The sequence below is a fragment of the Embleya sp. NBC_00896 genome (assembly GCF_045207785.1).
In the GTDB taxonomy this organism is placed as follows: Bacteria; Actinomycetota; Actinomycetes; order Streptomycetales; family Streptomycetaceae; genus Embleya.
This window is the reverse complement of sequence record NZ_CP108778.1, coordinates 171852-197706: the sequence shown is the minus strand read 5'-3', so window position 1 is coordinate 197706 and position 25855 is coordinate 171852. Positions and strand designations below refer to the sequence as shown.

The following is a 25855-nucleotide window of genomic DNA, read 5'->3' as shown; positions in this document are numbered from 1 at the left end:
CCTCCTGATGTCGGCATACACCGGAAGTCCCGGGCAGGTACGCACGAACCTGCTCATCGCGTGGCACACGATGACAATCCCAAGCTCCGTCTTCTTCCGCCGTCGAAGCCCCGGCCCACCGTCCTACGGCTTCGGCGGAACGGCCAGCGCCGGAAGGTCGAGAACGCGGGCGAGGGCGGCTGTGACGGGAGCGCACCGGGCAGGCAGGTACCCGGAGGCCCAATCGGTGGCAAGCGCGAGGAAGTCGGCCATGTCGCGTTCCGCACCGGCGAGCAGGTGGCGGAGTTCCGCGACGGACAGCTCGATCACCGCACTGTCGCTCATCTCGGCGTCGACGGTGAGCCGAACGGTGTCGCCGAAGCGCTCCGCGACCGGTGACACGGGGTCGTGACCGGAAGCCGAGCGGGCCGCCGTCGTCGACGAGCCCGTGCCAGTCGCGCCAGTTCTCCACTCCGTCGCAGCAACCGGGCAGGAAGGTGACACCCGCAGCGTCGTCGGTGACCCGCAGGCCGCCGGCCGCGAAGAGGTGGTCGAAGGTCAGCAGTCCGTGAAGGAACGAGCCGAGCGCATCGGCCGGACGAGGCGGGCGATCGCCGTCGGGGTCGATGTCGTTGCAACCGCGATGCGCATCACAGCCGTTCCGACCTCGGCGGGTGAGAGCCTACCGCCGAGAGCCAGGAAGCCGAACGGCTCGATCTCGGCGACAGGCCACAGGTCGAAGCCGTCAGAGGTGTGGATCTCCAGGACCGGCTGCATCGTGATCACTCGGAGAAATGTTCCGCCTCCCCGCTCGTATCGCCTCCCGACTACGCCGAGCACCCTCGCCTCTCGGGCAAGGGAACCGGGCACCTTCGGTTGCAGCGCCTTGAGCAGTTACCCCTGCGTAATCCGACACCTGCAGGCCGAGTCCCGAGGAAACCCTGAGGATCATGGTGGCGGACCTCGGAGAACGGGCTCACCGCCCACCAGGGTCGCGTCCCTAGGCGCGAGCCGCTGGGCCGAGGAGGTGCTCTGCTCCTCCGCAACGTCCCCAGCAGTTGGTGCCGCGCAGCAGTCCGGGCCCGCTCCGGCCCTGAGGCCGAACCGGCGTGCGTTCGGGTGACCGGATCTGATGCCCCCGCCCGGACATGCCGAGGGCAGCCCACGAGCAATGACCTCTACCTGTCCGGACTGCGACGATTCGAGTGCCCCTCGTGGTGTTCCACGGACCCCGAGGATCATTTCGGCGCCTTCAGAAACGATCCGACCCACGTGGCCCATTTCGGTGACGCCGCGGGCTTCGACGCCATCGGGCCCGCCCCTCGTTACGTCGGTGTGGGCTTTTACGCCGACGTCATGGCCAACTCGCTGCGGGCGCCCGTTCCTGCGCTGTCGCATCGAGGAGGACGACCCGAGGTTCTTCGACGCCCACGATGACCGCAAATTCGACGCCCACATCGCCGGGCACATCCGCGCTGCTGCCCTGCTGGTCGAGATGAGGCGATGACCCGTCGCTGGGACGCGGAGCATCCCTGCGGCGTCGAAGTGCTCCCGGTGGACGGCCCGACGATCGACCCGATCTCACAATGACGTGGACATGCCTTCGTGTGCTGCCGGGTGGTCACGGGGGCGGGTGCGGCGTGCATGCTCCTGCCAGAACCGCCGCCCGGGTCGGGTCGCGAAGGGCAGGCCCAGCCCGGCCAGCCATCCCTCGGCGAACAGTCGCCGCACCAGGTGCTGCACGTCCGGGTCCTCGGTGTGGTCGGCGCCGAATTGCGCGGTGACGAGGGTCCGCCATGTGGGCCCGTGCCGGTGGACGCGCCGGTAGTTCAGTACCCACGCAGCCGTCGTGAAGGCCACCTCGATCCGGTACACCCGCGTCGTCGGCTCCTCCCCGTCGGTGGCCACGGTGGCCATCCCGGGCCGCGTGTCGACCTGGGCCGTGTGGCGATGGGGTGTGAACGCGCCGTAGGGGAACGACGCGGGAGCCAGCCGCGCACGGATACGGCGACCGGGCACCTCGATGACGTCGCGGATCCAGCGGCAGCCCTCCAGTGCGATCGCGACATCGGCGGCGGACGCTCGGCACGCTGCGGCGAGTTCGCGGCGGCTCGTTTCGATGCGCCCGCGGTGGTCGGCATGGGCGGTCACGAAGACGGCGCCCAGGCGGACCTCGGGGGCGGTGGCGTGCAGCCACGGGTGCGTGAGGATCTCGTGGACCCAGCCGCCCAGATGCGCCGCGGACTGGCGTCCGATCTCCAGGAGGTGCGCGTCCACGTTCAGCGCGACGTCGCCTCCCGTCCGTCGCAGCGCCCTCACCGTCTCGGCCGGATCCGGCAGGGGGATCCCGGCCGCAGTCGTCTCCTCGCATCCGGTGTCCTCGCCGAGGCGGGCCGCGGCGAACCACAGGCCGGCCAGGGTGATTTCGGCGCCGCCCTCCGGAGTGCCCCACGCGAGGTAACGCAGCAGGCGTTGCAGGACGGCCGCCTGACGGCCGGTGAGTGAAAGCCGCCGCCCGACGCTGTCGTGGACTGCCGAACGGGGGACCGGGGCGCGGTTGACGATGCCGTCGGCCGCGCACACCGTGCAGCTCTCCGCGATCTCCGCCGCGCGCGCGGCCACCAGAAGGCGTTCCGGCTCCGGCCGCGCACGATCGGGCCGCGCGGCACGGGGGACCGGAACGGCCGCGTCGGTCCCGTGCCGCTTCGATGCGGCTCTCGTGCGTCGCGGTGTGGACTCGGCCGGGGCGGAGGTCGTGGCCGGGCGGCCGCGTGCAGTCCTCGGCGCGGGGGCTGCGGGCGGCGGGGAACACGTGAACGCCGTGGCGCCGGCACCGAGGGCGAACCGCCAGGTTCCGTCCGCTGCACGGGATTCCGTGGCGAGCCAGCCCGCTGTCACGAGCGCCGCCCGGGCGCGGTCTTCGTCATCGGCGCCCAGGGCGCAGTCACGCGCGGATTCCGCCCACGGGAGGGTGCCAACCCTCGCTCCGTCCGCGTGCAAGGCCACGTACGCGGCGAGCAGGATCGAGGCCGGGTCACCGGGCGGCAGGCCGCCGTGCCCCGCGAGGGCCTCCTGGTGCCAGATCCAGCGGCGCCGAACAAGCTTCGTGACGGAAAGGGGCGCGCTTTCCGGGACGGCGAACTCCCCGACCGTTGCCGAGGCGTGCGACCGCGCCGCGCAGGCCCGGTCCAGGTCGATGGCCAGCCATCCCGAACGTGCGAGCTCGGCAAGCGCGGCGCATGCCTGCGTCTCGGCGAGCGGCGGTAGGTCGCCAATCCCCATGTTGAACACCCCGCGCCGGGAGGCGGCCCGGACCGTGCACGCCAACGCCGCCAACCGCGCTGCGGGCGTCGACCCCAGCCCTCGATCGGCGACGTACCGCCACACGGCGCGCAGTGCGGCCGCGGCCGTTTGCTCCAACGGAGGCGGATGCGCGATCGGGCGCCCCGGGCCGTGCGGCACGCCGTCCGTGGGCTCCGGTGCAGCAGGTGCCGTCGCAACCGCACCGTTCCGGTCCCCCTCGCCCGACACCGCCGGGGAACCGAAAGGCGGTGCGGCCGGCTGCGCGGGCACAGTCGACGCAACGGCGGACGAGGACACCGACACCTCCGTGATCGTCTGTTCAACGGCGGGTCCCGGGGGAGCCTGAGGGACCAGGCGAGCGCGGGGGATCGAGCCCGCACAGCCCACGCACACCTCCATCAGCCGCCACACCCGCCCGTGCCCGTCGGATACCACCGCGAGGCGCAGGCCTGGCGTGCACGGCACATCCGCGGCGTGAGCACGGCAGTTGTCAGCCCGACACGCGCACACGGCCCCTGCGGGCAGGGCGGGCGCCGATCGGGCGTGGAGCGCCAAGTGCCCCACCGCGGCCCGGCGGGCATCCGTCGCACGAGCGAACGGTTCCGGCGGCTCGTCGACGCAGCGCGCTGCCGCGCAGACCACCCATAGGCCGCGTAAACGGCCGCCCCGCCGCGGGGGGTTCGCATCGATCCGAACGGTCCACACGCGTCCGGTCGTACGCGGCGCCTGGGTCCTGGGCATTGGGCCTCCCGGCAGACAACGAGTTGCGGCGCCATCGTCGACGGGGTCTCGGCGCGCATGCACCACAACGCGCCGGTAGGCCCGGAGCAGGACCCGAACGGCGCAGTACGGACCGCCGCTCCCGGTACCGACGGGCAGCGAATCGTTCCCATGCGTAAAGCAAGCCCATGTCATTCGCTACGAACGCTGCCTGACCGGGATTCGCGGTTCGACACTGCCACGACATACAACGCACGGCGCCCCGGGCGGGCTACGCGTACTGGGGGCGGGCCCGCAGCGCGGCGAGCGCCGCACCGTACGCGGCCGCCGGGTCGGGGGAACACCCCGCGGCCGATTGCCAGTCGCGGTGCGGGCCACTCGCGGTGAACGGGTGCCAGCGATCGTCGGGCCCCACGCGGATCTGGATCCGACCGCCCGGGTCGGTCAGCCGATTGCCCTCGACGACTACCGTGCCGCCGGCCCCGCCACGTGCTCGGCGCACTGCGGCCGCGGCCGCCGCGAGGACTTCGGGATCGGGGTCGGTGGGGTGTTCGGCCGCGTGGACCGCGGCGCAGCCGCCGTGCCGGTAGGCCACGATCAGGCGGCGCAGTTCCACCGGGCTCTTGCCGGTGGAGGCGGCGACGGTGGGCAGGTGTCGGAGTCCGGCCGGTGCGGCCAGCCATCGGACGGCGTCGCTCAGTGCGTCCGGGGCGGTGTCGTCTTCTCCGCGCAGGAGTTGCTCGGCCCGGTGTGCGGCGTCGTCGATCAGCATCCTCCATGCCTCGGCGGTCGGGGTTCGCTCGTTCTCCGGGACACCTGCGAGGGGATCGGGGGCCGGTGTCGCCCAGATCGGTTCCGGGACGGGGTCGGGTTCGCTGGCGTGGGGGTCCGCTCGCCGGGGGGGTGTGGGCGTGGTCGCCGCCAGCCGTGGCTCTGTTGCCGTTCGTGACGGGCGACGGGTGGTTGGGGGCGGGTGCGTTGGGGGTCGAGCGGTGTGCGCGCAGGCGTTCGGCGAGGGCGGCGATGGATAGGCCTCGGAGGTTGAGCATCGTGCCGGGGTGGGTGCCGAGTCGTGTGGTGACGGCGTCGGCGAGGGCGGTGATGTGTGGGCAGGTTCCGCGGATCGGGCAGCTGCACGTGAAGGACAGTTCGGCGGCGGTGGGCACGAGGGCGAGGCCCGCGGTGTGGCCGGGGTCGGTGAGGCCTGTGGGGAGGACGCCCGCCAGGAGTGCGGCGGTGTGGGCTGGGACGGCGGCGACGGCGGCGACGACGGCGTCCCACCGGGTGTCGTCGAAAATGGGTGCGCGGATCGCCGCCCGGTGGGATCCGCCGTGGACGGCGATGTCGGCGGCGATGCGTCCGGCGCCGCTGTCGATCCGTCCGACGATGCCGCGGCGTCCGGGAAGGCGGCGCGGGCCGGTGGCGAGTTCGGCCAGGGTGGCGGCCCAGGCCCTCGCCCAGGGTGAGATGCCGGACGGTCGGTGGGGCTTCGTCCGGTTCATCGGTGGGCTCCCAGGCCGATCAGGTCCGCGAGATCCGCGTCGTCGAGGTCGGCGAGGGCGGTTTCCCCGGCGGTGAGGACGTCGTGGGTGAGTGCCCGCTTGCGGGCGAGGAGCGCGGTGATGTGGTCCTCGATGGTGTTCTCGGTGAGCAGGTGGTGGACGTGGACGGTGTGGTGTTGTCCGATGCGGTGGGCGCGGTCGGTGGCCTGGTCCTCGACGGCGGGGTTCCACGGGTGGTCGTAGTGGACGACGTGGGTGGCGCGGGTCAGGTTGAGTCCGGTGCCGGCCGCCTTGATTGACAACAGCAGGATGCGGGTGTCCCCGTTCTGGAGGGCGTCGACCATCCGGGTCCGGTTCGCGGTCGGTGTGCCTCCGTGGAGGAACAGGGCGTCCAGGCCGCAGGTTTGCAGGTGGGTGCGGATCATGTGTCCCATCCCGACGTAGCCGGTGAACACCAGCGCGGCCTCGTCGCGGGTGCGGGCGGTGTCGAGGATCTCCTCGAGAGCGCGGAGCTTTTCAGAGCGGTCCGCCGCGGTGTCCGGGTTCCAGGCGTCGAGGGATTCCTTGAGGTAGAGGCCGGGGTGGTTGCAGATCTGCCGCAGGCCCTGGAGGAGTTTCAGGACCAGGGCGCGGCGGGTGATCCCGGACGCCTCGCGGACGAGGTCCATGGTTTCGCGGACGACCGCCTCGTAGAGCACGGTCTGTTCGCGGCTCAGGGGCACCACGCGTTCGACGCGGACCTTCGCCGGGAGTTCGGGGGCGATGGCGGGGTCGGACTTCAGGCGGCGCAGCATGAAGGGGCCGACCAGGCGGCCGAGTCGGCGGGCGCCGGCGCCGCTGGTGTCGCGTTCGGCGTCGCGGCCGTGCCGGGCGCGGAAGCGGGCGTGGTCGCCGAACAGGCCGGGGTTGGTCCAGTCCAGGATCGACCAGATGTCGGAGGCGTTGTTCTCCATCGGGGTGCCGGTGATCGCGATCGCGGTGCGCGAGGGCACCTCCCGCAGCGCTCGCGCGGCCTTGGTGCGGTGGTTCTTCACGTGTTGGGCCTCGTCGGCGACGATCAGGTCCCAGTCGACGGTGGCCAGGTGGGTCCGGTCGCGCTGGAGGACGCCGTAGGTGGTGATCACGACGGTATGGGGGTCGAGGTCGTGGAGGTCGCGGTCGGTGCCGTGGTACCGGCGCACCGGGATGTGCGGGGCGAAACGGGCGATCTCCCGGGCCCAGTTGGTGACCAGGGACGCCGTGCACACCACCAGGGTCGGGCCGGGGCGGGGCAGGGTCCGTCGGTGCAGGTGGAACGCGATCGCGGTGATCGTCTTGCCCAGGCCCATGTCGTCGGCGAGGAGCGCGCCGAAGCCCAGGTCGGTGGTGCGGATCAGCCATTCCAGGCCGCGTTGCTGGTAGCCGCGCAGGGGCGCGGCGAGCCCGGGCGGTCGGGCCGTCGTGCGGCCGGGCACGGTGGAGGATGCGGTGCGCAGGGCGCCGATCAGCGTCGCGAAGCCGTCCGCGGCGGTGCACGGGCGGGGGACGCCGTCGACGGTTGCGGTGCCGGACAGGGCGGCGGCGAGGGCGTCGGGCGGGGCCAGGGTGCCCAGGTTGCGTTCGCGGGCGCGGGCCGCGTGGACGGGGTCGACCAGGATCCAGCGGTCGCGCAGCCGGACCAGCGGCCGGGCGGCTTCCGCGAGGCGGTCCATCTCGGCGTCGGTCAGGGCGACGTCGTCCAGGGCGAGTTGCCAGCGGAAGTCGAGGAGGTTCTCCAGCGCCAGTCGCCGGCCCGATACGCCCGTGGGGGAGCGGGTGCCGACCACGGTGCTCGCGGTCAGGGCGTCGAGCAGGTGCTCGGGCCAGTGGATCGTCACGTCGGCCGCGGTGAGCGCGGTGCCCGCGGCGCCCAGCAGGTCCAGGGCCTGGGGGCCGGTCACAGCCAGGGTGTGCGGGTCCGCCCGGTCGGCCAGGGAACGCAGCGGCGGCCAGATGCGGGCGGCGCGGCGCAGGGCCCGCCGGGCGCGTTCCCGGTCAGCGGGGTGCAGGCGTGCGTGGGGGACCGGTGTCGCGTCGTTCGCGGAGTGGGACGGGGACGTGGGGTGGACGTGCAGGGTGAGGGGGAGGGTGTCGGTGTCGGGCCGGTCGTCGGCGGGCGCCGTGACGTGCAGGGCGAGTCGGGGGAGGGGAGCGTGGTCGTCGAATCCGTTCTCGAGGGTGTCGATCCACTCGGCGGTGGCGTCGTCCGGGGCGAGTCCGGGCACGGCGAACGGGAGGCGGCCAACGAGGTGTTCGGCCCCGGGCGTGTGGAGGTGGGTGTCGGCGATCGCGTCGAGCCAGGCCGTCACCACCTGGGCGGCGGTGTCGATGTGCGGGGGTGATCCTCCGGTGGCGACACGGTGAGCGTGCTGGGGCAGAGCGGCGCCGGCCGCGTCGAGGAGGGCGCGCAGGGGCGGGTCCAGGGGGCCGATCCGCCAGGTTCCCCGTCCAGTGGCGGTGAGGGCGGGACGGACTCGGCGTTCGGCGATCGCCCGGAGGGCCAGGCGGGTCAGCCGGGCCCAGGCCCGGGTGGTGGGGTGTCGACGGTCGTCGTCGGGGGTCAGCAGCAGCGGGATCATCGTGGCGGTGGGCACCGCCCATCCGCGTACGGACGCCAGCCGGGGGTCCGACTCGTGCCCGGGACCGGGGTCCAGGTCGAGCAGGGTGGTGCCGTCCGGCGCGGCGTCGGGCATCGGTTTGCCGTCGTCGCGGCAGAGAACGAGCCGGGTGTCGGCCGGGACCGTACCGATGGTGCACACCACGGCGCATCCGGAACGGAGAGCCTCCCAGAGGGCGTTCACACGTTTCGCGCCCGAAGGTTGTTCCTCGGCGGCCGCGGCACCGGTGGGAACGGCCGGGACGGCCACGATCGAAGGGGTGGCGGCGGGGGCGGCGACCGGAGGCTGCGGTTCGGTCCCGGCAGGCGCGAAGGACGTGGTGACCGGCGTGGCCGGGGCAGGGGACTCCGTGCGGGGCCCCGCAGGGGGCGGCCCGGTCGGGAACCCGGCCGATTTTTCGGGGGCCGCGAGTCGTTCCAGAAGGAGTGCGGCGGCGGCGCTGTGGGCGTCCGCCTTGGTCGTACCGAACGCTTCCGCGAGTACTGCGCGTCGGGTGCGGGCGCAGGCGGTCGTCGCCGTGCAGGAGAACACCGGTGCGTGGGCGGGGCCGCCGGTTTGCTCCAACGTGTACGCGGTCTCGCTGATCTCGCCGCGCTGCGCGCGCTCGTTCAGCGTGCCGACGGGGTTGCTCGTGCCCAGGGGCACGGGACGGTCCGGCGCGACGGCCGGGGGCCGCCGGTGCGATGCCGCGTCGGGGCAGGGCACGCCCGTGAGGAAGGCCAGCAGGTCCGCGGAGGCCCGGTGGCGGGCCGCCTTCTTGGCGTTCGCGGCCGACGCCGGTGACCGCGCCGCCGGCGGTGGTGATCTCGGCCGTCGAGGTGAACACCTGCCGGGGTGGTTTCCCTTGGACATCGTCGATGTACAACACCGGCGGCAGGTCCCGGGCCTGGACGTGCAGGCCCAGAACGGCACCGGCCAGACCGGGGGTTCGGTGCGCGGCCGCCAAGGCGTCGGCGCGGCATCGGGCCCACACCGGATCGATGGCGACGAACAACAGGAGATGGGCATCGCGGGGTTCCAACCCGCTGGCGGCGCGGGCGCGGGCCTCGGCGACCAGCCGCGGGTCGGGCGCGGGCCTGCGGGCGGCCGCCTTGAGCTCCGCGTGGAAGGCATCCGCGTCGAGCGCGGACGGCGACACCACCGGGGGAGGGGCCGTGGTCATGGATGGGGCGGGCGTCGGGTCCGGGGCGACGTCCCGGGGTTCGGGGAGGGCGGCGAGGCGGGCCAGCAGGCTCAGGGCGGCCGTGTGGCGCGCCACACGGCGGGATCTTCCGCGCCGGGTCTCTCCCTCCACTCGACCTCGGCCGCAGTCCATCGCAGCCCGGGCGGTGAAGGCACGCGTCTGGACGGGGCCGACTTCCTGCTCCGTGAACTCGATGCCGCCGCACGGCGTCAACTGGCTGTGGATCGCCAGCACGCTCGCCGCATCCTGCGGCGCCCGCGCCACCGCCTCCAACGCCGCACGCCGTGCCTCGTGCCAGGGGAGAGGGTTCCCGAGGCCGAGCAGCAACAGACGCAGATCCGTCGGGCGCAGGGTGTGCGCCCGTGCGCGGCGTACCGCCTCGGCCGCCAGGCCGGGGTTGAACACTCCCGAGGTCGAGATCTTCAGTCGCCGATGGAAGGTATCGCCGTCCATGGCCGCGTAGATCTCGGCCGGTGACGGGGTATTCCTCCCGGAGGCACTCACGGGCGGAACGCCCATTTCGGAGACCCGTGTTCCATCCATGTTCCCCCGAGTGGAGGCGGCGGGTGGTCTCGGCCGAACGAGGTGCTCGGGGCTCAAATCTGCTCCTGTCCATGCAGTGATTCGCGGCCATTGTTCCGTGATGTCGGGCCCGTTCCGCACGGCGGCGCGCCCGAACGGGTGGAGCGGCGGGCTGTTGCCGGGTTCTGCGAGGCTGGACCGGCCGGAACCGTGCCTGTCCGCGCCCGCGCCAAGGGCGGGCCGGGTGTGTCGTCCCGGGTTTTGCGGCTCGTCTCTCGGTGACCCGAGCGACCGAAGCGACCGAACTCCGCAAGAGGAATCGCGTTCTCGCGCGCAAGGCAGGTTCGCGTTCCGCCGGGAGCTCGGCGGGCAAGCGACCGCAGGAGGTCGACGACTTCCGTGGTCGCTCGACGAAACCGCAGCTCAGGGCCGTTCCGCCCTCTCGGCAGCGACCGAAGCGACCGAGGTCCCGATACGCTCCGGCATCCGTGAGCGACGGAAGCGACCGAAGACTTCAAGAGGAATCACGCTGGCCGCCTGTGAAGTCCGCGATGGGATGCCGAAGTCCAGGCAGCCCGGCGCCGAGCGGCCGGACCGCTTCGGTCGCTCCTTGAGTCGCTCGATGAAACCCCAGGTCAGGGGCATTCGGCCCCGCGAGTAGCGACCGAAGCGACCGCACTTCCGGATTATGACGACATTCGCGTGTGCGCGTGTGCGTCATAGAGTCCGACCTTCAGTCGCTTCGGTCGCTGATCCGTGCGCTGCAAGGCTGTGGCCTGGCCTTTTCGTAGACGGCGGGGTCAGCGACCGAAACGCTTCGGTCGCTGACCCCGAAGACCTACAGTCGCTGACACGCAACTGCCGGGTCCGGGGCCCCCGGACGGGGCTCTCCGCTACCCTGACGTTCCTGAAACCAATTGGGAGCTTCAGTCGCTTCGGTCGCTACCGTCGCTCCACAACGCTCTGACCTGGCCTTTCGGTCAGCGACCGAAAGGAAGACGCCCGATCGACAGGTCCAGTCAGCGACCGTGCACAAGCAGCCCAGGCCCGGCCGGGGCCCATCGGTGTACGCCTGCTCGGCCGTTCGGGCGGCAACACCACAGCGACCGGAGGATCCCCTCGGATCCCCACCCCGGTCGCTGCCGGACCCCGGCTGGCGGTCGACGCGGCGAATCGGGAGTGGGGGAGGCCGGTGTGGTCGGGCGGGAACAGGACACGGCGCCCGAGGCGTTGGCGGTGGCGCGATGGTGCGCGCGATCCGGATGGCCGGTGCACCCGTTGGCACCGCAACGCAAGACCCCACCCGGGAACTGCGAAGCCTGTCACGAGCCCGGACACACCCACCTCGGATGCCCCTGCCTGGCCGCCGGTCGCTGGTGCCACGGCTTCCACGCGGCCACACTCGACCCCGGACGGATCCGCGCCTGGTGGGGCCGCGGATCGCGGTTCGGCGTCGGCGTCGCGTGCGGCCCGGCGAACCTGGTCGTCATCGACGTCGACGCCCACGACGCCGCCCTGCCCGACCGCAACCGGCTCCTGCCGGGCATCACGATCGGTGAACACGTCGACCTGACCGGCCTGGCGAGCGGCTACGACAGCCTGGCCCTCCTCGCCGCGCTGCGCGACGCCCCGGACCCCACCGAGGACCCGGACACACTCCGCGTGCGCACCCCCTCCGGCGGCATGCACATCTGGTACCGCACCCCACCGACCCGCAAGTGGCTCTGTTCCAGCGGCTCGAGCACCGGCCGAGCCCTTGCCTGGCAGGTGGACGTGCGCGGCGTCGGCGGCTACATCGTCGCCCCCGGCACCCGCACCCCGACCGGCGCCTACACCCCCGTGGGCACCTGCCGCGTACCGGCCCTGCTCCCGACCTGGCTGGCCACCGAACTCGCCCGCACCGGCCACGCCGACCGCCCCCAACCCCCGGCGACGCCCCACCCGGTGCCACCGCGGGCCCGTCTCGCCGTCGCCGCCGCGGGAGGCCACGCGAACGTCGCCGCCAAGACACTGGCCACGGTCCTGCAGGAGGTCGCGGACTGCGCGCTCGTGTCGTCCGGCGCCGCGTTCAACGACAAACTCAACCGGGCCGCCTACACCGCCGGAGGCCTGGTCGCCGCCGGCCACCTCGACCCTGCGGACGCCGAACGCCTGCTCCTGGAAGCCGCCGAGCACGCCCGCCCCGGCCACCGCCGGCGATCCCTGTCCACCATCCGCGGCGGCATTGCGGCCGGCCGCGCCAGGCCCCTGAACCCCGGAGGCCGCCCGTGAGCGGTATCCCGCCCTCCCGCTTCGACGCCGCGGCCGCCGCCGCCCGAATCCTCGCCGACCAGGCCACCCTGCCACTCTTCCCCGCCCAGGACACCGGACCCGCCGACAACGGCCGGCCCCCGGGCCCCGGTGGGGCGACCCGCCGCGGACTGGTCCCCGACTCGCTCTCCGACCGCGGGAACGCGAAGGCCTTCGTCGCCCTGTACGGCCGGGACTTCCGGCACGTCCCCGGCCTGGGCTGGTACCGCTGGGCCGGGCACCGCTGGCAGCTCGACGAGGACGACACCGTGCTGTGGGCGGCCGGCGACATGGCCGAGGCCCTCGCCACCTCCGACCCCGACCGCACCCACTCCGACGCCGAACTGCGCAGGCACCGCCGCCGATCGCTGTCCACCTCGGGCCTCAAATCCATGCTCATGCAGGCCCAGGCCGCACCCGGCATGGTGCTCAGGGCCGAGCACCTGGACGCCGACCCGTACGCGCTGTGCACGCCCGGCGGAGTCGTCGACCTCCACACCGGCGCCGTCGCAGCCCCCGACCCGGAGAAGCACAACCACTCCCGCTCGTGCACCGTCGCCCCGAGCACGATGCCCACCCCGCGGTGGCACCGCTTCCTCACCGACACCTTCGGCGACGACGCCGAAGGCGCCGAGATGATCGACTTCCTGCACCTGCTCCTCGGCTACTCGGTCACCGGAGACGTTGGCGCGCAGATCATGCCGTTCCTGTACGGCCTCGGAAAGAACGGCAAGTCCGTCCTGCTGGACGTGCTGGTGACCCTGCTCGGCGACTACGCCGACGCCGCCCCGCCCGGATTCCTCATGGCCAAACCCTTCGAGGGCCACCCCACCGACCTGGCCGAGCTCCACGGGCGCCGTGTCATCGTCTGCTCCGAACTCAAGCCCGGCGACCGCTTCGACGAGGCCCGCTTCAAGCTGCTGACCGGTGGCGACCGGCTCAAGGCCCGGCGGATGCGGCAGGACTTCTTCAGCTTCGAACCCACCCACAAACTCTGGCTGCTGGGTAACCACCGCCCCGAAGTCACCTCAGGCGGCTTCGCGTTCTGGCGGCGCATGCGCCTGGTCCCGTTCGAACGCGTGGTCGCCGACGAGCACCGCGTGGACAACCTCGCCCAGGTCCTCGTCTCCGAGGAGGGCCCCGGGATCCTGGCCTGGCTGGTCGAGGGCGCCCGCCGCTACCTCGCCGGCGACCGCGACCTCACCGGCCCGCCCCGCGTACGCGTCGCCACCCACGCCTACGCGGAGACCGAGGACCACATCGGGCGCTTCGTCGACGAACGCTGCACCCTCGCCGCGGGCATCCGCGCCGAACAGACCGGCCTGTACGCCGCCTATCGCACCTGGTGCGGCTTCGAGGACGCCTCCCCGGTTTCCGCACGCGCGTTCGCGGCCAGGATCCGAGAGACGGTCGGCCTGACCTCGCCCCGCCAGATGACCACGTCCAACCAACGCAAGTACTACCCGGGCATCGGCCTGCTCGACGACACCGAGGAGACCCCGTGAGCGCGCTGATCACGCCGGACCAGATCGCCCACGAGGCCGACATCGTCTGGCTCGAGGACCCCACCGACCTCGACTACGTCCGCCAGGTCCTCGACCGCCTCCCACGCCGCACCGGAACCCCCGCCTTCCACCGTGACGGCCGCATGATCGGCTACGCCACCCTCGGCCCCAAGGCGAAGGCCTCCAGAGCCTCCGGTACCTACCGTCGCCGCGTGTTCTGGCTCGCCCCCCACGACCGCGACCGGGCCCCCACCGGCGCATATGTCTCCGGCGCCCCGTCCGAAGCGGTCGACCCCCGCACCCTCGAGCCGAAGGTCCCCGGACACAAGACGCAACGCTCCGAGGGCGGCCCGCCGTCCGAGGCCATGCGCGAGCTGGGGATAACGCTGCCCAAGGGTTGAAAGCCGACGACCCGGTCCAACGGCGGTGCGTGACACTGGACTTCGCTCCATTCCCACCGAACTCGGCATGCCGAACGCTCGTTCACCACGACCACGCGTGTTCGAAGCGAGGCACCATCCACGAACAGCCCCGACCCTTCGACAAACGGTGCATGACGCCAGGCCAACTGCCGCCCGTGGCACACGCCATACAGGCGCCGCGACGTGCCTGCGCGAATGCTGCGGCGGGTCGCCTTGAGCCTATTCGCAAACCTCGATATACCGGTGCAATAAATTTCAACAGGTGCAGATCGGATGACGGCCCGAGAGGGCCGTACCAGGCGCATCCAGGCGGTCCAGCACGCCCGACGCGCCACTCGCGTTCGTGCCGGCCTCGAGACACCGGCCGGCCCGAACGCAGCCACCCCACACCGAAAACGGCGACGAGACATCCCGGGCCGACCGTCTTCGGACGGCCCGGTCGACACCTCCACACGGTCGAACAGCCCCCACCGGCCGTAAGAGCCACCTCGCACATGCGGGCGCCTACTCAACCCCTGAAATCGAGTCGCGCCCGAAGGACCAGGCACGCCGCGCAACCTTCTCCGTTCGTGTCGGCGAACGCACGGAACGGCGCCGATCCGGCTCGGACAGGGACCGAAGGGACCGAGGATCCCGATTCCGTGCACACTCCGAACGCCGTGGGTCGAGCGGGTCGTCGTGACTCGGAATCCCGGTCCCTTCGGTCCCTCGCCCGCAGCCGGATCGCCTTTGACCTGCACGTTCGACAGGGGCCGACCGAGGGACCGAACGAAGCGGGGCCCTACGCGCCGACATCGTGGCGCCGGCTGCGGTTCCCGGGCGCGGATGTGGAACTCGATCGATGCTTCCCCGCCCGCACGAGTGCCCAACAGCCGAGACGACAAGGGCCGTTGCGCCTGCGCCGGCGCGTCTCCCGGACACGCCGCGGCCCGTCCGGCGGGAGGGCCGAAATCCGAACGCTTGCTCCATGATGTGTCCGTGACATCACTTACCGATGCCGGAGCCGTGCAGCGATGCCCGGGCACCACGACCCGTGGGCAACAGTGCCGGGCGCTGGTGCCGGTGGACAACGGTTGGTGCGCGGCCCACCGGCCGGCGGACTCGGGGCCTGCTCCGGTCCGCGCCACGACGCCGGTCCGCAGCCGAAAAGGCAAGGCTCTCGAGGAGTATCGCGAGCGGATCAGGGCCGCGGTCGCGTGCCCCCACTGTGACGCCGCGATCGGGGACCCCTGCGTGGGTACCAACGGCAAACCCAGGGTGAGCAACCACAACGAGCGGCGCCACCTCGCGCTCCGGGCCGACACCCCATCGACCCGCAACCACCGTCTTGGACGACTCGCCCGAGCCGCCCCGCGAACACCCCGACGACGCGACCGACGGGGACTCGACCGTGGCGCGTGTGATCGAACGACACTGGGGCGTCACGGTCGCGACGGGCGCACTGCCCGCGCGGATGCACGAGCCGGGCTGGTACCACGAAGGCCCCGTCGAGTTCCGCTGCCCCCGGTGCACGAGCGTCACGCACACCCTCCGGAAACCGTGCGTCGACCCGAAGGGTGTCCCCAGGCGGTACATCGCCGTCGTCTGCCCGAGGTGCCGCAGTGCGAGCACCCTGCAGGAGTTGGCCCCACACCCCACCTGCATAGCGTTGCCGCTCCGCGGTTGCCTTCCGTGGAGTGCGGAACATCGCTACGGTGTCGGAATGATCTTGTCTCTTGTCCACCCGCGACCGGCCCTTGGGGCACCTTCGAGCCGCGCCGGACGCTGACATGGCGCCCTTCGTGTACCGACTGCGCGCCTTCGCTGCGGACGCGGAAGGGGTCGACGACTCGACCACCCTCGCGTACGACACCCGTGAGAGCGCGGCCAATATGTGGGCTGCAGCGGCCACCGCGTTCGCGCTCGACGCCGGACTCACCCGCCTGACCATCGACAACCCCGTGAAGAACGGGTTCTTCTCCTACTCCGTGCGAAGCGGCCGCGGCCACCACGGACTGGACGGGCTCTTCCCGTACGACCTGTCCGGCTACCACGACGGCGCGACCGTCTGCCTCGGCACCGCGATGGGCCTGGTGCGCGCCATGGTGCTGCGCGAGGGCACCTGGTGCCGACTGGTCGGTGACGGCGGGTTCTTCATCCACGTCGGAACCCGGTACGACATGTACGTCGGGACTGCGGTCGAACACGAGAAGGCCGCCTCCCGCGCACGGACGCTGGGGTTGGACGTCGACCGGGTGGAGCGGTCCCCGTACGACTCCTCGCGCGACCGGGTCGACAAACAACGTCCCGCCGACGACGCGTTCTGGCGCGAGGTGGCGCGGCTCGTCGACGAGCACAGCGGGGTCCTGGTCGAGGAGCAGTACATCCGCAACGCGTATCGGTGGCACCGGCCGACGACGTCGACCGAGGTCGAGGAACTGCGCGCGCGACTGATACCTCGCGCCCGGCTGGCCGTGTGGCCGGACCTGACCGAGGACGCCGGCGCGGTCAGCGCCGCGATCGTCCGGCAGGGCCGGCTCCACCTGCTGGTCGAGCAGTACCCCGGCGGGTTCCACGAAGAACGGATCGCCGACCACCCCACAGGGGCGCGCTTGAAGGACGAGCCCGGGCGGCGGTACGCGCTCGTCCCGCTGGAGCCCGCCGACCGCAAGCCCTTGGCATCCGCCGTGCTGCCCGACGCCGACGGTGCGCTGCGGGCACGCTGGCGGACCGACCGCAGCCGCGCCGACGAACTGCGCAGCTACCTCACCTCACTGCGCGTCGGCGACACCATCACCGGGGTCGTCTCCAGTAGGTTGCGCGACATCGCCGTCCACGTCGATCTGGACGGCGACCTCGGTCGCGGCGTCGGGTGGCTGCGCATCCCCGAGATGTCCTGGACGCATTTCGAGTTGGCCGACGTCGCCCCCGTCGGCCGCGAGATCCGCGCCCAGATCCTCTCTGTCGATTTCGCCTGGGAGCAGGTCAGCCTGTCGATCAAGGCGTTGCAACCAAACCCGTGGCGGGGATTCGCCGACGCGCACACCGCAGGCGAGACCCTGCCGGGAGAGGTCACCAAGCTGGTGCCGTTCGGTGCGTTCGTCCGCGTCGCCCCGGGGATCGAGGGCCTGGTGCCCTTGGCGGAACTCGCGGACCACGACGTCACGGAACCCGAGGAAGTGGTGTCCGAGGGAGACAACGTCCGCGTTGTCCTGCTCGACGTCGACCTCGACCGCCGGCGGATCACACTCTCGCGGCGGCGGACGACAAGCAACTGAGCTTCTCCCCGGCCGGTGACCGCATGCCTCCTGCGATCACCGGCCGGACCGTCGCCTTCGAGCGACGTCCCGTCCTCGATTAGACCCTCAGGCTCCCGGCCTGCCGCGCTCCGTCGTAGGTCCGCAGTCGGTCATCCATATCCGCCCGATTTTCGGCGACAACTACGGGGACCCCGACTTCCAGACACGGGCCGCCCGTCCGGCACCTGCCAATCGGACACACTCCGAAAACCGATCGGACGGCGAATGGCGGGCGCGGAGAACCCCTTGAATCCTCCGAAGCCGACGACCCGTTCGCCGATTGCAGCCACCGAACACACCGGCGCAGTCCGGGGCTGGTGCACTCCAGACGACGCCGGCGCCGAACAACGCCCGGACACTCAGGGGTGGTTGTGGCCCTCCGCAACCGAGGTGAGGATCCCAAATCAGGCGTGATCCGGCTTATCGGTAACCTTCTGAAATGATCATCGATCGAGATGCCGCAGTGACTCCTCCCCGCTACGCGGATCGACGCCTCCGCAAGTGGACCGGGAACAAGATCGCGGCGCTGGATTCCGATGGCCTGTTCGCGGTGTGGTTGCTCGCGAACGAGATGAACTTCGCGCTCGCGGCGTTCATCGAGCTGAAGGAGTGGCTCGAGACGATGCTCGAGGAACGCGACGAATTCCGGGAACGCATGCGGCAGGGAAAGGCGACCCGCGTCATGGCCACCGACGCCATCTGGCACGACGTGGCGTCTACATGGCTGACGGCACTCGAAACGGCGGTCAAGGAAGCCGGCGAGTTGCAGAACAAGTGCGTAGAACTCATCAAGGGTGCATGCCTGACAGAGTTCGCCAACGCCATCCACGATTCTCCCGGCACGTACATCGTAGACCCACTCCGTGTCGTTCCGGCGGAGGAGGCGTCCGGTCACCTGGTCACACTCGAACGAGTCCGCGCCCGTGTCGCCGACGCCCGCATCACGCACTACAACGCCGCGCACGAGATCGCGCTGGCCGACGATGGCCACATGACGTTCCTGAGCAGCGGCCAGAGCGTCGACCTCGACGAGATCGACAGCATGGGCCACCGCGAATTCGAACGCCTCGCCGCGATTTTGATGTACCGCGACGGATACCGGGTGGAACGCTCCGGCGGCGGGGCCGGCGACCTCGGCGCCGACGTCATCGCCTCGCACCGGACCCGGGGTCTTGTCGTGCTCCAGTGCAAGCACACGAGCCGGATGTCCGCGATCGGTTCGGGGGACATGCAGCGGCTCAGCGGCACGGGGCGCCCCGTCCACCGAGCCGACACCGTCATAGCCCTGACCAACGGCACGTTCACGCAGCCCGCGCGGAACCTCGCCACCGGTCAACGCATCCACTGCTTCGGCCGCCACGAGTTGCGCCGCTGGGCAACGTGGGGCGACCACCTGGTCGACATCCTCGAGTCGACTCGGACCTGGAATCACGCGACAGGGCATCCGCAGGAGGCGTGACGCAGGTTGCGCGACGTCGGCGATCGAAGCCCGCGCGCCAAGATCGCTTCCCGACGACGATCGGACGAGTTTCCGGGGCGCCGACCTGCCCCACGCTCGCATCGCCCGGCGCAGGAGCGATCATCGTGTCGCCGGAATCCGTGTCGTGTCGGGCGCAGCGGCGTTGTGGATGTGACGCCGGTGCGGCAACCGGCCCCGGGATCGGAGGACATGCGTGCCCCCACACGAGCCGTTGCTGTTGAGCGAGGTCATGGCGCAGGCCCTGGGCCGGGAGGTGCCAACTGCGGATGCGCCGGGTAGGGCTGCCGTGGGCGGCCCGGCTCCGCGTGCGTGGGAGCGCGCGCGGCGGTCGGAGGGTGAGCGTCCGGACGACGATCGGGCCATGGACGCGAAGAGCACCGCGCGGTCCCTGGCCGAGGCCTCCGGGTTGGACGTGCAGGTGGACGACGTCTGGCAGTTGGCCCGCCAGGGATGGGTTCGCTGCAGGTCGTTGTGTCCGTCTCCGGGGAAGCGGACGTGGATGTTCAGCGTCGGTGATGTGGAGGCTTTGGCCTCGCGCTACGAGGTGCTGTCCGACATCGTCGCCGCCCGCCCGGCCCGGATCGCGCGCCTCACCGACCGTGAGGCGGCCGAGTTCCTCGAATGGCCTCTCGTCCTGTTTCGTCGAGTTGTCGGCCTTCTCGGTATGGAACCCGGTCCCGACGAGCGGTGGTCACGCGCCGACGTGGACGCGCTGGCGAACGATCACGAAGTGGGTGCGTGCGTCGCCGACGAGAGGATCCGCATGCGCGTGCGAGGCGACGAACCGGTCGTATCCCCGTGATTCGCCCTCCGCTGCGGCCGTGGAGGTTCGACGGCGCGGGATCGGTGGTTTCAGCTCCAGGGCACGCGGGCCAGGACGAGGCCGCGGACCTCGTGCGCGTGGCCTGTCTCGATGAGGTACCTGCCGACGGTGTGGAACTGGGCGCCGGTGGTGAAGACGTCGTCGACTAGGAGGATGCGTTGGTCGCTGACGTCGGTGTTCAGGGCCAGGGCCTTCGCATGCCTGCGGGCGGCCTCCATCTTGGCCTCCCGGTGGCAGGCGGCCGAGCGGGGCGTCTCGGCGGTCTTGACGAGCGGCGGCGGGTCGGTGGCGGCCAGGGGCCAGCGTTGGGCGGTGTCCTCGGCCGCGGCTGCCCGCATGATCATCTCGATGTGCTGGAACGGCTGCCGAGTGGCATGGGTGGGGTTGCCGACGATCAGGTCGATGTCGGCGACCCGATCGGCGTGGGTCTCGAGCCATCCGACGAGGAGACGGCCGAAGATCGCCGCCCACCCGGGCCGGCTCGGCGGGTACTTGAATCGCTTCAGGACGGCTTCGAGGGAGCCGGAGTACATGGCCACGGCATCGACGCGAGTGAAGAAACGGCGTTCCGGCGGCCAGCCGCATATGACATTCCCGCACACCGCGCCGGCGGCGGCCAGGGTCTGACTGCACACCGCGCAGTGCGCGGCGGCCACGGGCTGGATGGTGTGGGCGGCGCAGGCGGCGCAGATCCCGGGGGTGCCGTTGACCACGTAGGGACAGGACGCGCAAGCGGGAAACCCCGAGGGCGCGGGGAGGTGCCCTCCGCCGGTCACAGGCCGGTGAGGGCGAGCTGGATGCGTTGGGTGCTGGCCCGCCGGACCTGCTGGGCCGTGCCGAGTCGGGTCAGGATGTCGCGGAGTTCGACGACCTCGACGGCACGTCCCTCGGCGATCATCTTCGCGGCCCAGGCCTCGGTGGTGGCCAGGGAGCGGATCAGGAACACCTGCTTGCCGTGTTCGGCGGCGATGCGGGCCTGCATCTTGGCGCCGGAGGTGCTGGACGCCTCGATGACGATGCTGCCCATGGTGCAGCCCGAGGTCACGACGTTGCGCCGGGGAAAGGTCCAGGTGGCCGGCGGGCTGGTGGGCCAGAACTGGGAGATCAAGGCGCCGCCCGCCTCGAGGATCTCCTCGGACAGGCGCCGGTTCTCCGCCGGGTAGACCTTCGCGGCGATGCCGGTGCCCATGACGGCGACCGTGCGGCCGCCGGCCTCCAGGGTTCCCCGGTGGGCGGCGGTGTCGATGCCCTTGGCCAGGCCGCTGAACACCGCGACGTCGTGTTCGACCAGCTCGCGGGCCATGCGGGCGGCGCGCTTGAGGCCCGCGTCGCTCGCGTTGCGCGTGCCGACCACGGCCACCGACCTCGCGTCCGCCTCGACCAGGTCGCCCCGGTGGAAGAGGAAGGGCGGCAGGTTCGGTACCAGGCGCAGGTTCGCCGGGTAGTCGGCGTCCAGCACCGTCACCAGGCGGGCGCCCGCCTCCTCGGCGGCGGCGAGCTGGGTCTCGACCCACTCGCGGGCGGTGTCGAGGCCGGCGAGGGCCTCACGCAGCAGGGTCTGGGCCCTGCGGGCCGCGGTCGAGTCCTCGGGAATGTCCCCGCCGAGGACGACCTGGAGGGCCTCGGGGCTCTGGCACACACGCGCCAACACGTGCCAGTCCACCGTCTTCGCCTCGACTCTCAGGGCGCACAGGGCCAGGAGATCGCGTTGCTGCGGGGTGAGGGACTTCATGACGTTGTTTCCTTCTACTCGCGGCCCGGTGTGTTCGAAGGACGGTTCCGACGTGCTGTGGGCCTGGGGCCATTTTGGTACACACCACCGACGCCCGTCTCCATCTCGGCCGAGTCCTTCGCGTTCGCACAGGTCACGGCCACGCCACCGCCGCCGGCGGGCGGGTCCGCGAACCCTTCGATCACCAAGACGCGTGGGGCCGGGTGCGGGATCATCCCTGTAGGGACACTGCCCGACCCGGTGGGGAGTCGGCGCAGGGGGAGGAGCACAGTGGGCGACCGGAGTGTGCACGCGGTGGTCTTCGACCACAAGGCCGTCTTTCGAACCGACACCCGGGAACCCCACGAGGGGATTGCCGACCTGCTGGAATGGCTGGACGGCGAGGGCATCCGATGGGTCCTGCTGACCACGCACCCGTTCGACGGCCCCGATCACAGCGCGCGATGTGGGTTGCCGGCGCCCGCCCTCCACCTGGCCCAGGACGACATCCCCGACCGCAAGAAGCGCGGGAACGCGGCATGGCTGACGACCGCGGCGCAGCGGCTGGGTTTGCGCACGAATCAGTTACTGATGGTCGGCGCCAGCCAATTCGACTGGTACACCTCCATTCATGCCGGCGTGATGCACGTCCACGCCAAGTGGCCGCAGGCCCTGTACAGCGGGATCACCTCGCTTACCGCCGACCGACCCGACGGCGTGCGTGGTCTCGTCGAGCGCCATCTCCTCGAGGAGCCGGTCTGGGCGTTCGAACTGGACGCCCCGGAACGGGGGTTCCGGCTGCGTTCGCTCCTGCTGCCCGACACCGTCCTGCCGTCGTCGCCCGGGACGACGTTCACGCTCAAGGACATCTTCACCTACGGCCGCACAGTCCTGGTGGGCGACCAGGACGCCCGCGGGATTCTCCTGTTGCGGTTGTTGAGTTCCGCCTACCTCGACGGCAGCCTGCCCGGCAGCAGCCTGTTCTGTGTCTATCCCAGCAGCAGTCCGGGTCGGGTGAACGCGCAGTTGGAGACATACCTGGAAAAGGCCAAGGTCATCGTCGGCGCCAGATACGACACCCGTGATCACCTGCTCGTTCGGGCGTCCCGAGCCGTGGACACCAGCCTCGAACGCGTGAACGCGAAGCAGCAGGGGCGTACCCCGAACGTGTCGATCGCCAACCAGACCCACACCGTCCACGTCAATCCGAAGCACCGGAGGAAGGTGCGCGGCAAGACGGTCGTCGTCTTCGACGACTTCACCACCGACGGCACCTCGGTGGACTGGGCCCGCCTCCTGCTCACCGAGGCGGGCGCCGACCGGGTCATCGCCCTCACTGTCGGCAAGTACCGCAAGCCGCACACCTTCCACACGCCCCGACCGGGCGTCGCCATCGATCCGTACGGGCCGAACACGCTCGGCGTCGACGCCTTCACGACGACCTCCTCCAGCCCCGGATTCGGAAGCGGACCGGCGGACTCCCTGCGCAACGCCTTCACGAAGATCATCGCGAGCGGAACGCATATCGCGCCCCACTGAACGACGGGACCGTCGAGGGACGCCGGGAATGAAGCACGGAAGCGGCCGGTGATCCGCACCGGCGGCGCGAAGGGCGCACGACGGCCTGCAGGTCGGGCAGACGGGCGTGCACCACCCACGAGGACTTCTCCCGACTCGGACGAACGCGGTGGAGCTCGATTGGCGGTGACTATTTGGGCGGATTATGTCCGGGCGGTCCGGGTGCCTACGCTTGTTCGCTCGGCAACTTCGGGCGGTGCGAGGTCGATTGCTCGGCCGTATCAACGCGGGGGGCTGAGGGAGGAAACGCAGCGGAGACGTTCGCGCGGCGGCTGCGGATGTTGTACGACCGGGCCGGGGTCGCCGGGCTACGATCGGCTCATCCGGCACGGCGCGGGCCAGCGCCCGCCAGCGGTGCGCGCTCGCCTTACTCGCACCCGCCCCCGTTCGGCCCCTGGATCGAAGCCCATCGCGCGCCTTGAGCCGGGATGTAGCGACGACCACTAGAAATTGCGTCGGGGCGGGGCCTCCGTCGCCCGGTTGCCGATCGTCCGACGCCAGGGCCCGGTGTACCGGCGCCCGCAGCCACGACACCGCGCCACGTAGAGCGCGGCGGCGGGGCCCATCTGCTCGCTGGGTTCGGCGGGGTAGTCGATCCTCGCGATTCTTGCGACGAGTTGTGGGGCGGCGCAGGTGCACGCGCCGTCGCGGTGGGGGGTGTTCGGGGGATCCGCGTCGGTGGAGTCGGTCCGGAAGCCGTCGGCCGGCCAGTGTTTCGCCCGTTTCATGGCGTTCTCGAAGCGCCGTATGTCGGTCGGGGTGCGGAACACCAGGAGGAGACCCGCGAGCAGGAGATAGGCGTTGCCTCGGACGTGCCTGGGTTCCGGGGCGAAGATGGCGGCCGGGACGCCGTTCTCGTCGACGAGGGGTACGCCGTCGGCGTATCGGGGATCGCCCATGCTCCAGCCGACGGTCGCGGTGACGTCGTGCTCGTCTGCGAGCCTTGAGAGGGCACGTTCGACACCGGGGCGCGGGCGGGGCGCCCTTTTGCGGTGTAGGCGTGCGAGTTGCTCGGCTGCGGTGGCCTCGGCCAGGGTCTTCGCGCGGGAGACGGCGTTCCTGGCGCGGATCCCGTCGCGTTTCTTCTCCCGGGCCTGCTCTCGGGCCCGGGCCTGTTCCTGCTGCAGGCGGCGGCGACGGTCCTCCTCGGCGAGGTGGGTGTTCTCGGCGGCGATGTATTGCGGTGCCGTCCAGACCTGCGAGAGCTGGCGCAGCGGGTACTCCAGGTGGGTTCGCGGGGCGTGTGGGGCGACCTTGCCGGTGAACGCCCAGCGCAGGAAGTCGGCGATGGGCACCTGCGGGGCCGATCTCCACCGTGCGTCCTGGAACTTCACCAGGCCCTCGGCGACGACCAGGCCGGCGCTGCCGTCCCGCCTCGCCAGGCGTAGGGAGGGGACTGTGCCGAGCCAGGGCGGGCGGGCACGGTCGCTGAACCATATGGAGGTGACACCGTCGGCCCGCATCCTTTCGGTCCGGGCGGTGATGTCGGCGTCGGTGAGGGGCGACAGCTGGGCTTCGAGCGCCGTCCGCCAGGTCCCGGCGGGGTCGCCCGCCAGGACGTCGGCGCGCCAACTGCCGTCGGGGCCGCGGACTTCGAGTTCGGCGTGGGCGCCAGCGTCGCGGGCAGCTCCCGCCAGCTCCAGCTTGAGGAGGTGGTGGGCGAGGGATTCCAGGCCGAGCGCACAGGTGGGCGCGCCCGGCGCGTGGGCGAAGAACCTCAGTCCCGCCCGGGAGGTCTTCGCGATCATCGGATGCCCGCACTCGTCGCAGACGACAGGCGTCCGCGGCCGCACCCTCCACACAGCCTCCCAACCGCGCCCGCATCCCAGGTCGGGCAGATGCGCGAAGACGGTTCCCCACTGCTCGTGTACGGCCCGGAACGCCACGCTGCCCCCTGGGATCGACACAGGAATGTTGTCCGCCGACGAGGCTCCGGAAGCCGGCGCGTTCCGGCGGGAGTTCGTTTCGTCTGCGGCTCCGCTGCGGCCTGCGATACCCGGACCGCGCGGGTCCCCCGGGACCGAGCGCGATTCCCGGGACAAGACATTCAGGAGCCAGCCAGCACCACGGCCAGCATCGCCGAGCCCAGCAAAAACGGGCCGAACGCGACGGGACGGCCTCGAGCGGATCGGTCCACCAGCGCCCTCATCACGGTGTAGAGGCCCGCGGACACGTAGGCGAGGACCGCGGCCTGGAGCAGCGCGGCCCACGACAGCCACCCGACGACGAGCCCGACCAGCCCGGCCGTCTTCGCGTCGCCGAGCCCGAGCCCACCGGCGGTCAGCGCGAGCAGGACGTGCGCGATGAGCATCACCGTCATCGCGAGCGACGCACGCAGGTACGCCGTCCCGTCCAATGGGATCGCCAGCAACAGGATCAACACGGGATAGCCCGGCAGGGTCAGTGAGTTCGGCAGTCGCATCAGCCGCAGGTCACAAGCGACGAGCGCGCACGCGAGCAGCGTGAACGTGAGGAACGCCAGCGCCAGAGCACGGCGGAGCCGGTGATCGCGAACGCGGCGGCGACCGGCAGTCCGTCCCGTCCTAGCACACCGCGGGTATCGGGGTCGAGGGCTGGCCCGGGGAGTCGCATATCGCGGGAGCCTCTCATCCGACGCGGTCGTCGTCGAGAGCCGCCGGCGCCGGAACTTGCCGCAATACGGGGGGAATCTCCGAGCCCGCCCCCGCCCTCTCCGGTCCGCTGGTCGACGCGACGCGGACCGGGTCCCGCATTCGCCGTGGAAGCCCGGGGACTTCGAGCCTATCGGCGTTCCCGAGCAGCAAGCGGGGACTTCGGGCGATGGCCTCACTGTCGTCGCGCGCCGACGCCCCGTGTGGGGACCTTGCCGTGGATGCAAGGCTCAAGCTCCGTCGTGCTCCGGATGCAAGGTAGATACGTGGTCGGCGACGACGGCCATGCATGCG

17 protein-coding genes are annotated in these 25855 nt (G+C 71.5%); 8 read left to right on the top strand and 9 right to left on the bottom strand.

What is annotated here, in order from left to right:
- Nucleotides 1-123: 123 nt before the first annotated feature.
- From OG928_RS48150 to OG928_RS48130, 5 genes are all read right to left on the bottom strand, one after another.
- On the bottom strand, nucleotides 124-381 hold the full coding sequence (locus tag OG928_RS48150; RefSeq protein WP_331738546.1) for a hypothetical protein: 258 nt from the start codon (nucleotides 379-381) through the stop codon (nucleotides 124-126).
- A gap of 156 nt (nucleotides 382-537) precedes the next feature.
- Complete coding sequence (locus OG928_RS48145) at nucleotides 538-765, bottom strand: hypothetical protein (RefSeq protein WP_406292251.1); 228 nt, start codon at nucleotides 763-765, stop codon at nucleotides 538-540.
- Between the two features lie 795 nt (nucleotides 766-1560).
- Entirely contained in the window at nucleotides 1561-3399 is a 1839-nt protein-coding gene (locus OG928_RS48140) for a hypothetical protein (protein WP_331738540.1), read from the bottom strand.
- 874 nt (nucleotides 3400-4273) lie between these two features.
- Entirely contained in the window at nucleotides 4274-4774 is a 501-nt protein-coding gene (locus tag OG928_RS48135; protein WP_331738538.1) for a hypothetical protein, read from the bottom strand.
- 726 nt (nucleotides 4775-5500) lie between these two features.
- Nucleotides 5501-8785, bottom strand: a complete 3285-nt coding sequence (locus OG928_RS48130) for a DEAD/DEAH box helicase (protein WP_331738536.1) — start codon at nucleotides 8783-8785, stop codon at nucleotides 5501-5503.
- Nucleotides 8786-8984: 199 nt separating this feature from the next.
- On the opposite strand from OG928_RS48130, the gene OG928_RS48125 reads away from it, so the two are divergent.
- From OG928_RS48125 to OG928_RS48095, 7 genes are all read left to right on the top strand, one after another.
- A complete protein-coding gene (locus OG928_RS48125; protein ID WP_406292249.1) occupies nucleotides 8985-9800 on the top strand; it encodes a hypothetical protein in 816 nt (271 codons plus the stop codon).
- A gap of 1239 nt (nucleotides 9801-11039) precedes the next feature.
- A complete protein-coding gene (locus OG928_RS48120) occupies nucleotides 11040-12116 on the top strand; it encodes a bifunctional DNA primase/polymerase (protein WP_406292247.1) in 1077 nt (358 codons plus the stop codon).
- Nucleotides 12113-13639, top strand: a complete 1527-nt coding sequence (locus OG928_RS48115; RefSeq protein ID WP_331738531.1) for a phage/plasmid primase, P4 family — start codon at nucleotides 12113-12115, stop codon at nucleotides 13637-13639. The genes OG928_RS48120 and OG928_RS48115 overlap by 4 nt, the downstream gene beginning before the upstream one ends.
- Complete coding sequence (locus tag OG928_RS48110) at nucleotides 13636-14040, top strand: DUF6009 family protein (protein WP_331738529.1); 405 nt, start codon at nucleotides 13636-13638, stop codon at nucleotides 14038-14040. Before OG928_RS48115 ends, OG928_RS48110 begins: the two co-directional genes overlap by 4 nt.
- A gap of 1790 nt (nucleotides 14041-15830) precedes the next feature.
- Nucleotides 15831-17318, top strand: coding sequence for a S1 RNA-binding domain-containing protein (locus tag OG928_RS48105; protein WP_331738527.1), 1488 nt, complete (start codon nucleotides 15831-15833; stop codon nucleotides 17316-17318).
- Between the two features lie 460 nt (nucleotides 17319-17778).
- On the top strand, nucleotides 17779-18798 hold the full coding sequence (locus OG928_RS48100) for a restriction endonuclease (protein ID WP_331738525.1): 1020 nt from the start codon (nucleotides 17779-17781) through the stop codon (nucleotides 18796-18798).
- A gap of 382 nt (nucleotides 18799-19180) precedes the next feature.
- On the top strand, nucleotides 19181-19621 hold the full coding sequence (locus tag OG928_RS48095; protein ID WP_331738523.1) for a hypothetical protein: 441 nt from the start codon (nucleotides 19181-19183) through the stop codon (nucleotides 19619-19621).
- Between the two features lie 50 nt (nucleotides 19622-19671).
- Here the strand turns inward: OG928_RS48095 and OG928_RS48090 are convergent, their stop codons facing one another.
- Together OG928_RS48090 and OG928_RS48085 are read right to left on the bottom strand one after the other, a co-directional pair.
- The gene (locus OG928_RS48090) at nucleotides 19672-20355 is read right to left on the bottom strand and encodes a ComF family protein (protein WP_331738521.1); all 684 of its coding nucleotides are present in this window, start codon (nucleotides 20353-20355) and stop codon (nucleotides 19672-19674) included.
- Nucleotides 20356-20414: 59 nt separating this feature from the next.
- The gene (locus tag OG928_RS48085) at nucleotides 20415-21374 is read right to left on the bottom strand and encodes a DNA-processing protein DprA (protein WP_331738519.1); all 960 of its coding nucleotides are present in this window, start codon (nucleotides 21372-21374) and stop codon (nucleotides 20415-20417) included.
- 270 nt (nucleotides 21375-21644) lie between these two features.
- Between OG928_RS48085 and OG928_RS48080 the strand changes: the two genes are divergently transcribed.
- The gene (locus OG928_RS48080; protein ID WP_331738518.1) at nucleotides 21645-22892 is read left to right on the top strand and encodes a hypothetical protein; all 1248 of its coding nucleotides are present in this window, start codon (nucleotides 21645-21647) and stop codon (nucleotides 22890-22892) included.
- A gap of 482 nt (nucleotides 22893-23374) precedes the next feature.
- Here OG928_RS48080 and OG928_RS48075 read toward each other — a convergent pair whose 3' ends face one another.
- Together OG928_RS48075 and OG928_RS48070 are read right to left on the bottom strand one after the other, a co-directional pair.
- Entirely contained in the window at nucleotides 23375-24679 is a 1305-nt protein-coding gene (locus OG928_RS48075; RefSeq protein WP_331738516.1) for a competence protein CoiA, read from the bottom strand.
- A gap of 299 nt (nucleotides 24680-24978) precedes the next feature.
- Nucleotides 24979-25740, bottom strand: a complete 762-nt coding sequence (locus OG928_RS48070; protein ID WP_331738514.1) for an A24 family peptidase — start codon at nucleotides 25738-25740, stop codon at nucleotides 24979-24981.
- Nucleotides 25741-25855 lie beyond the last annotated feature (115 nt).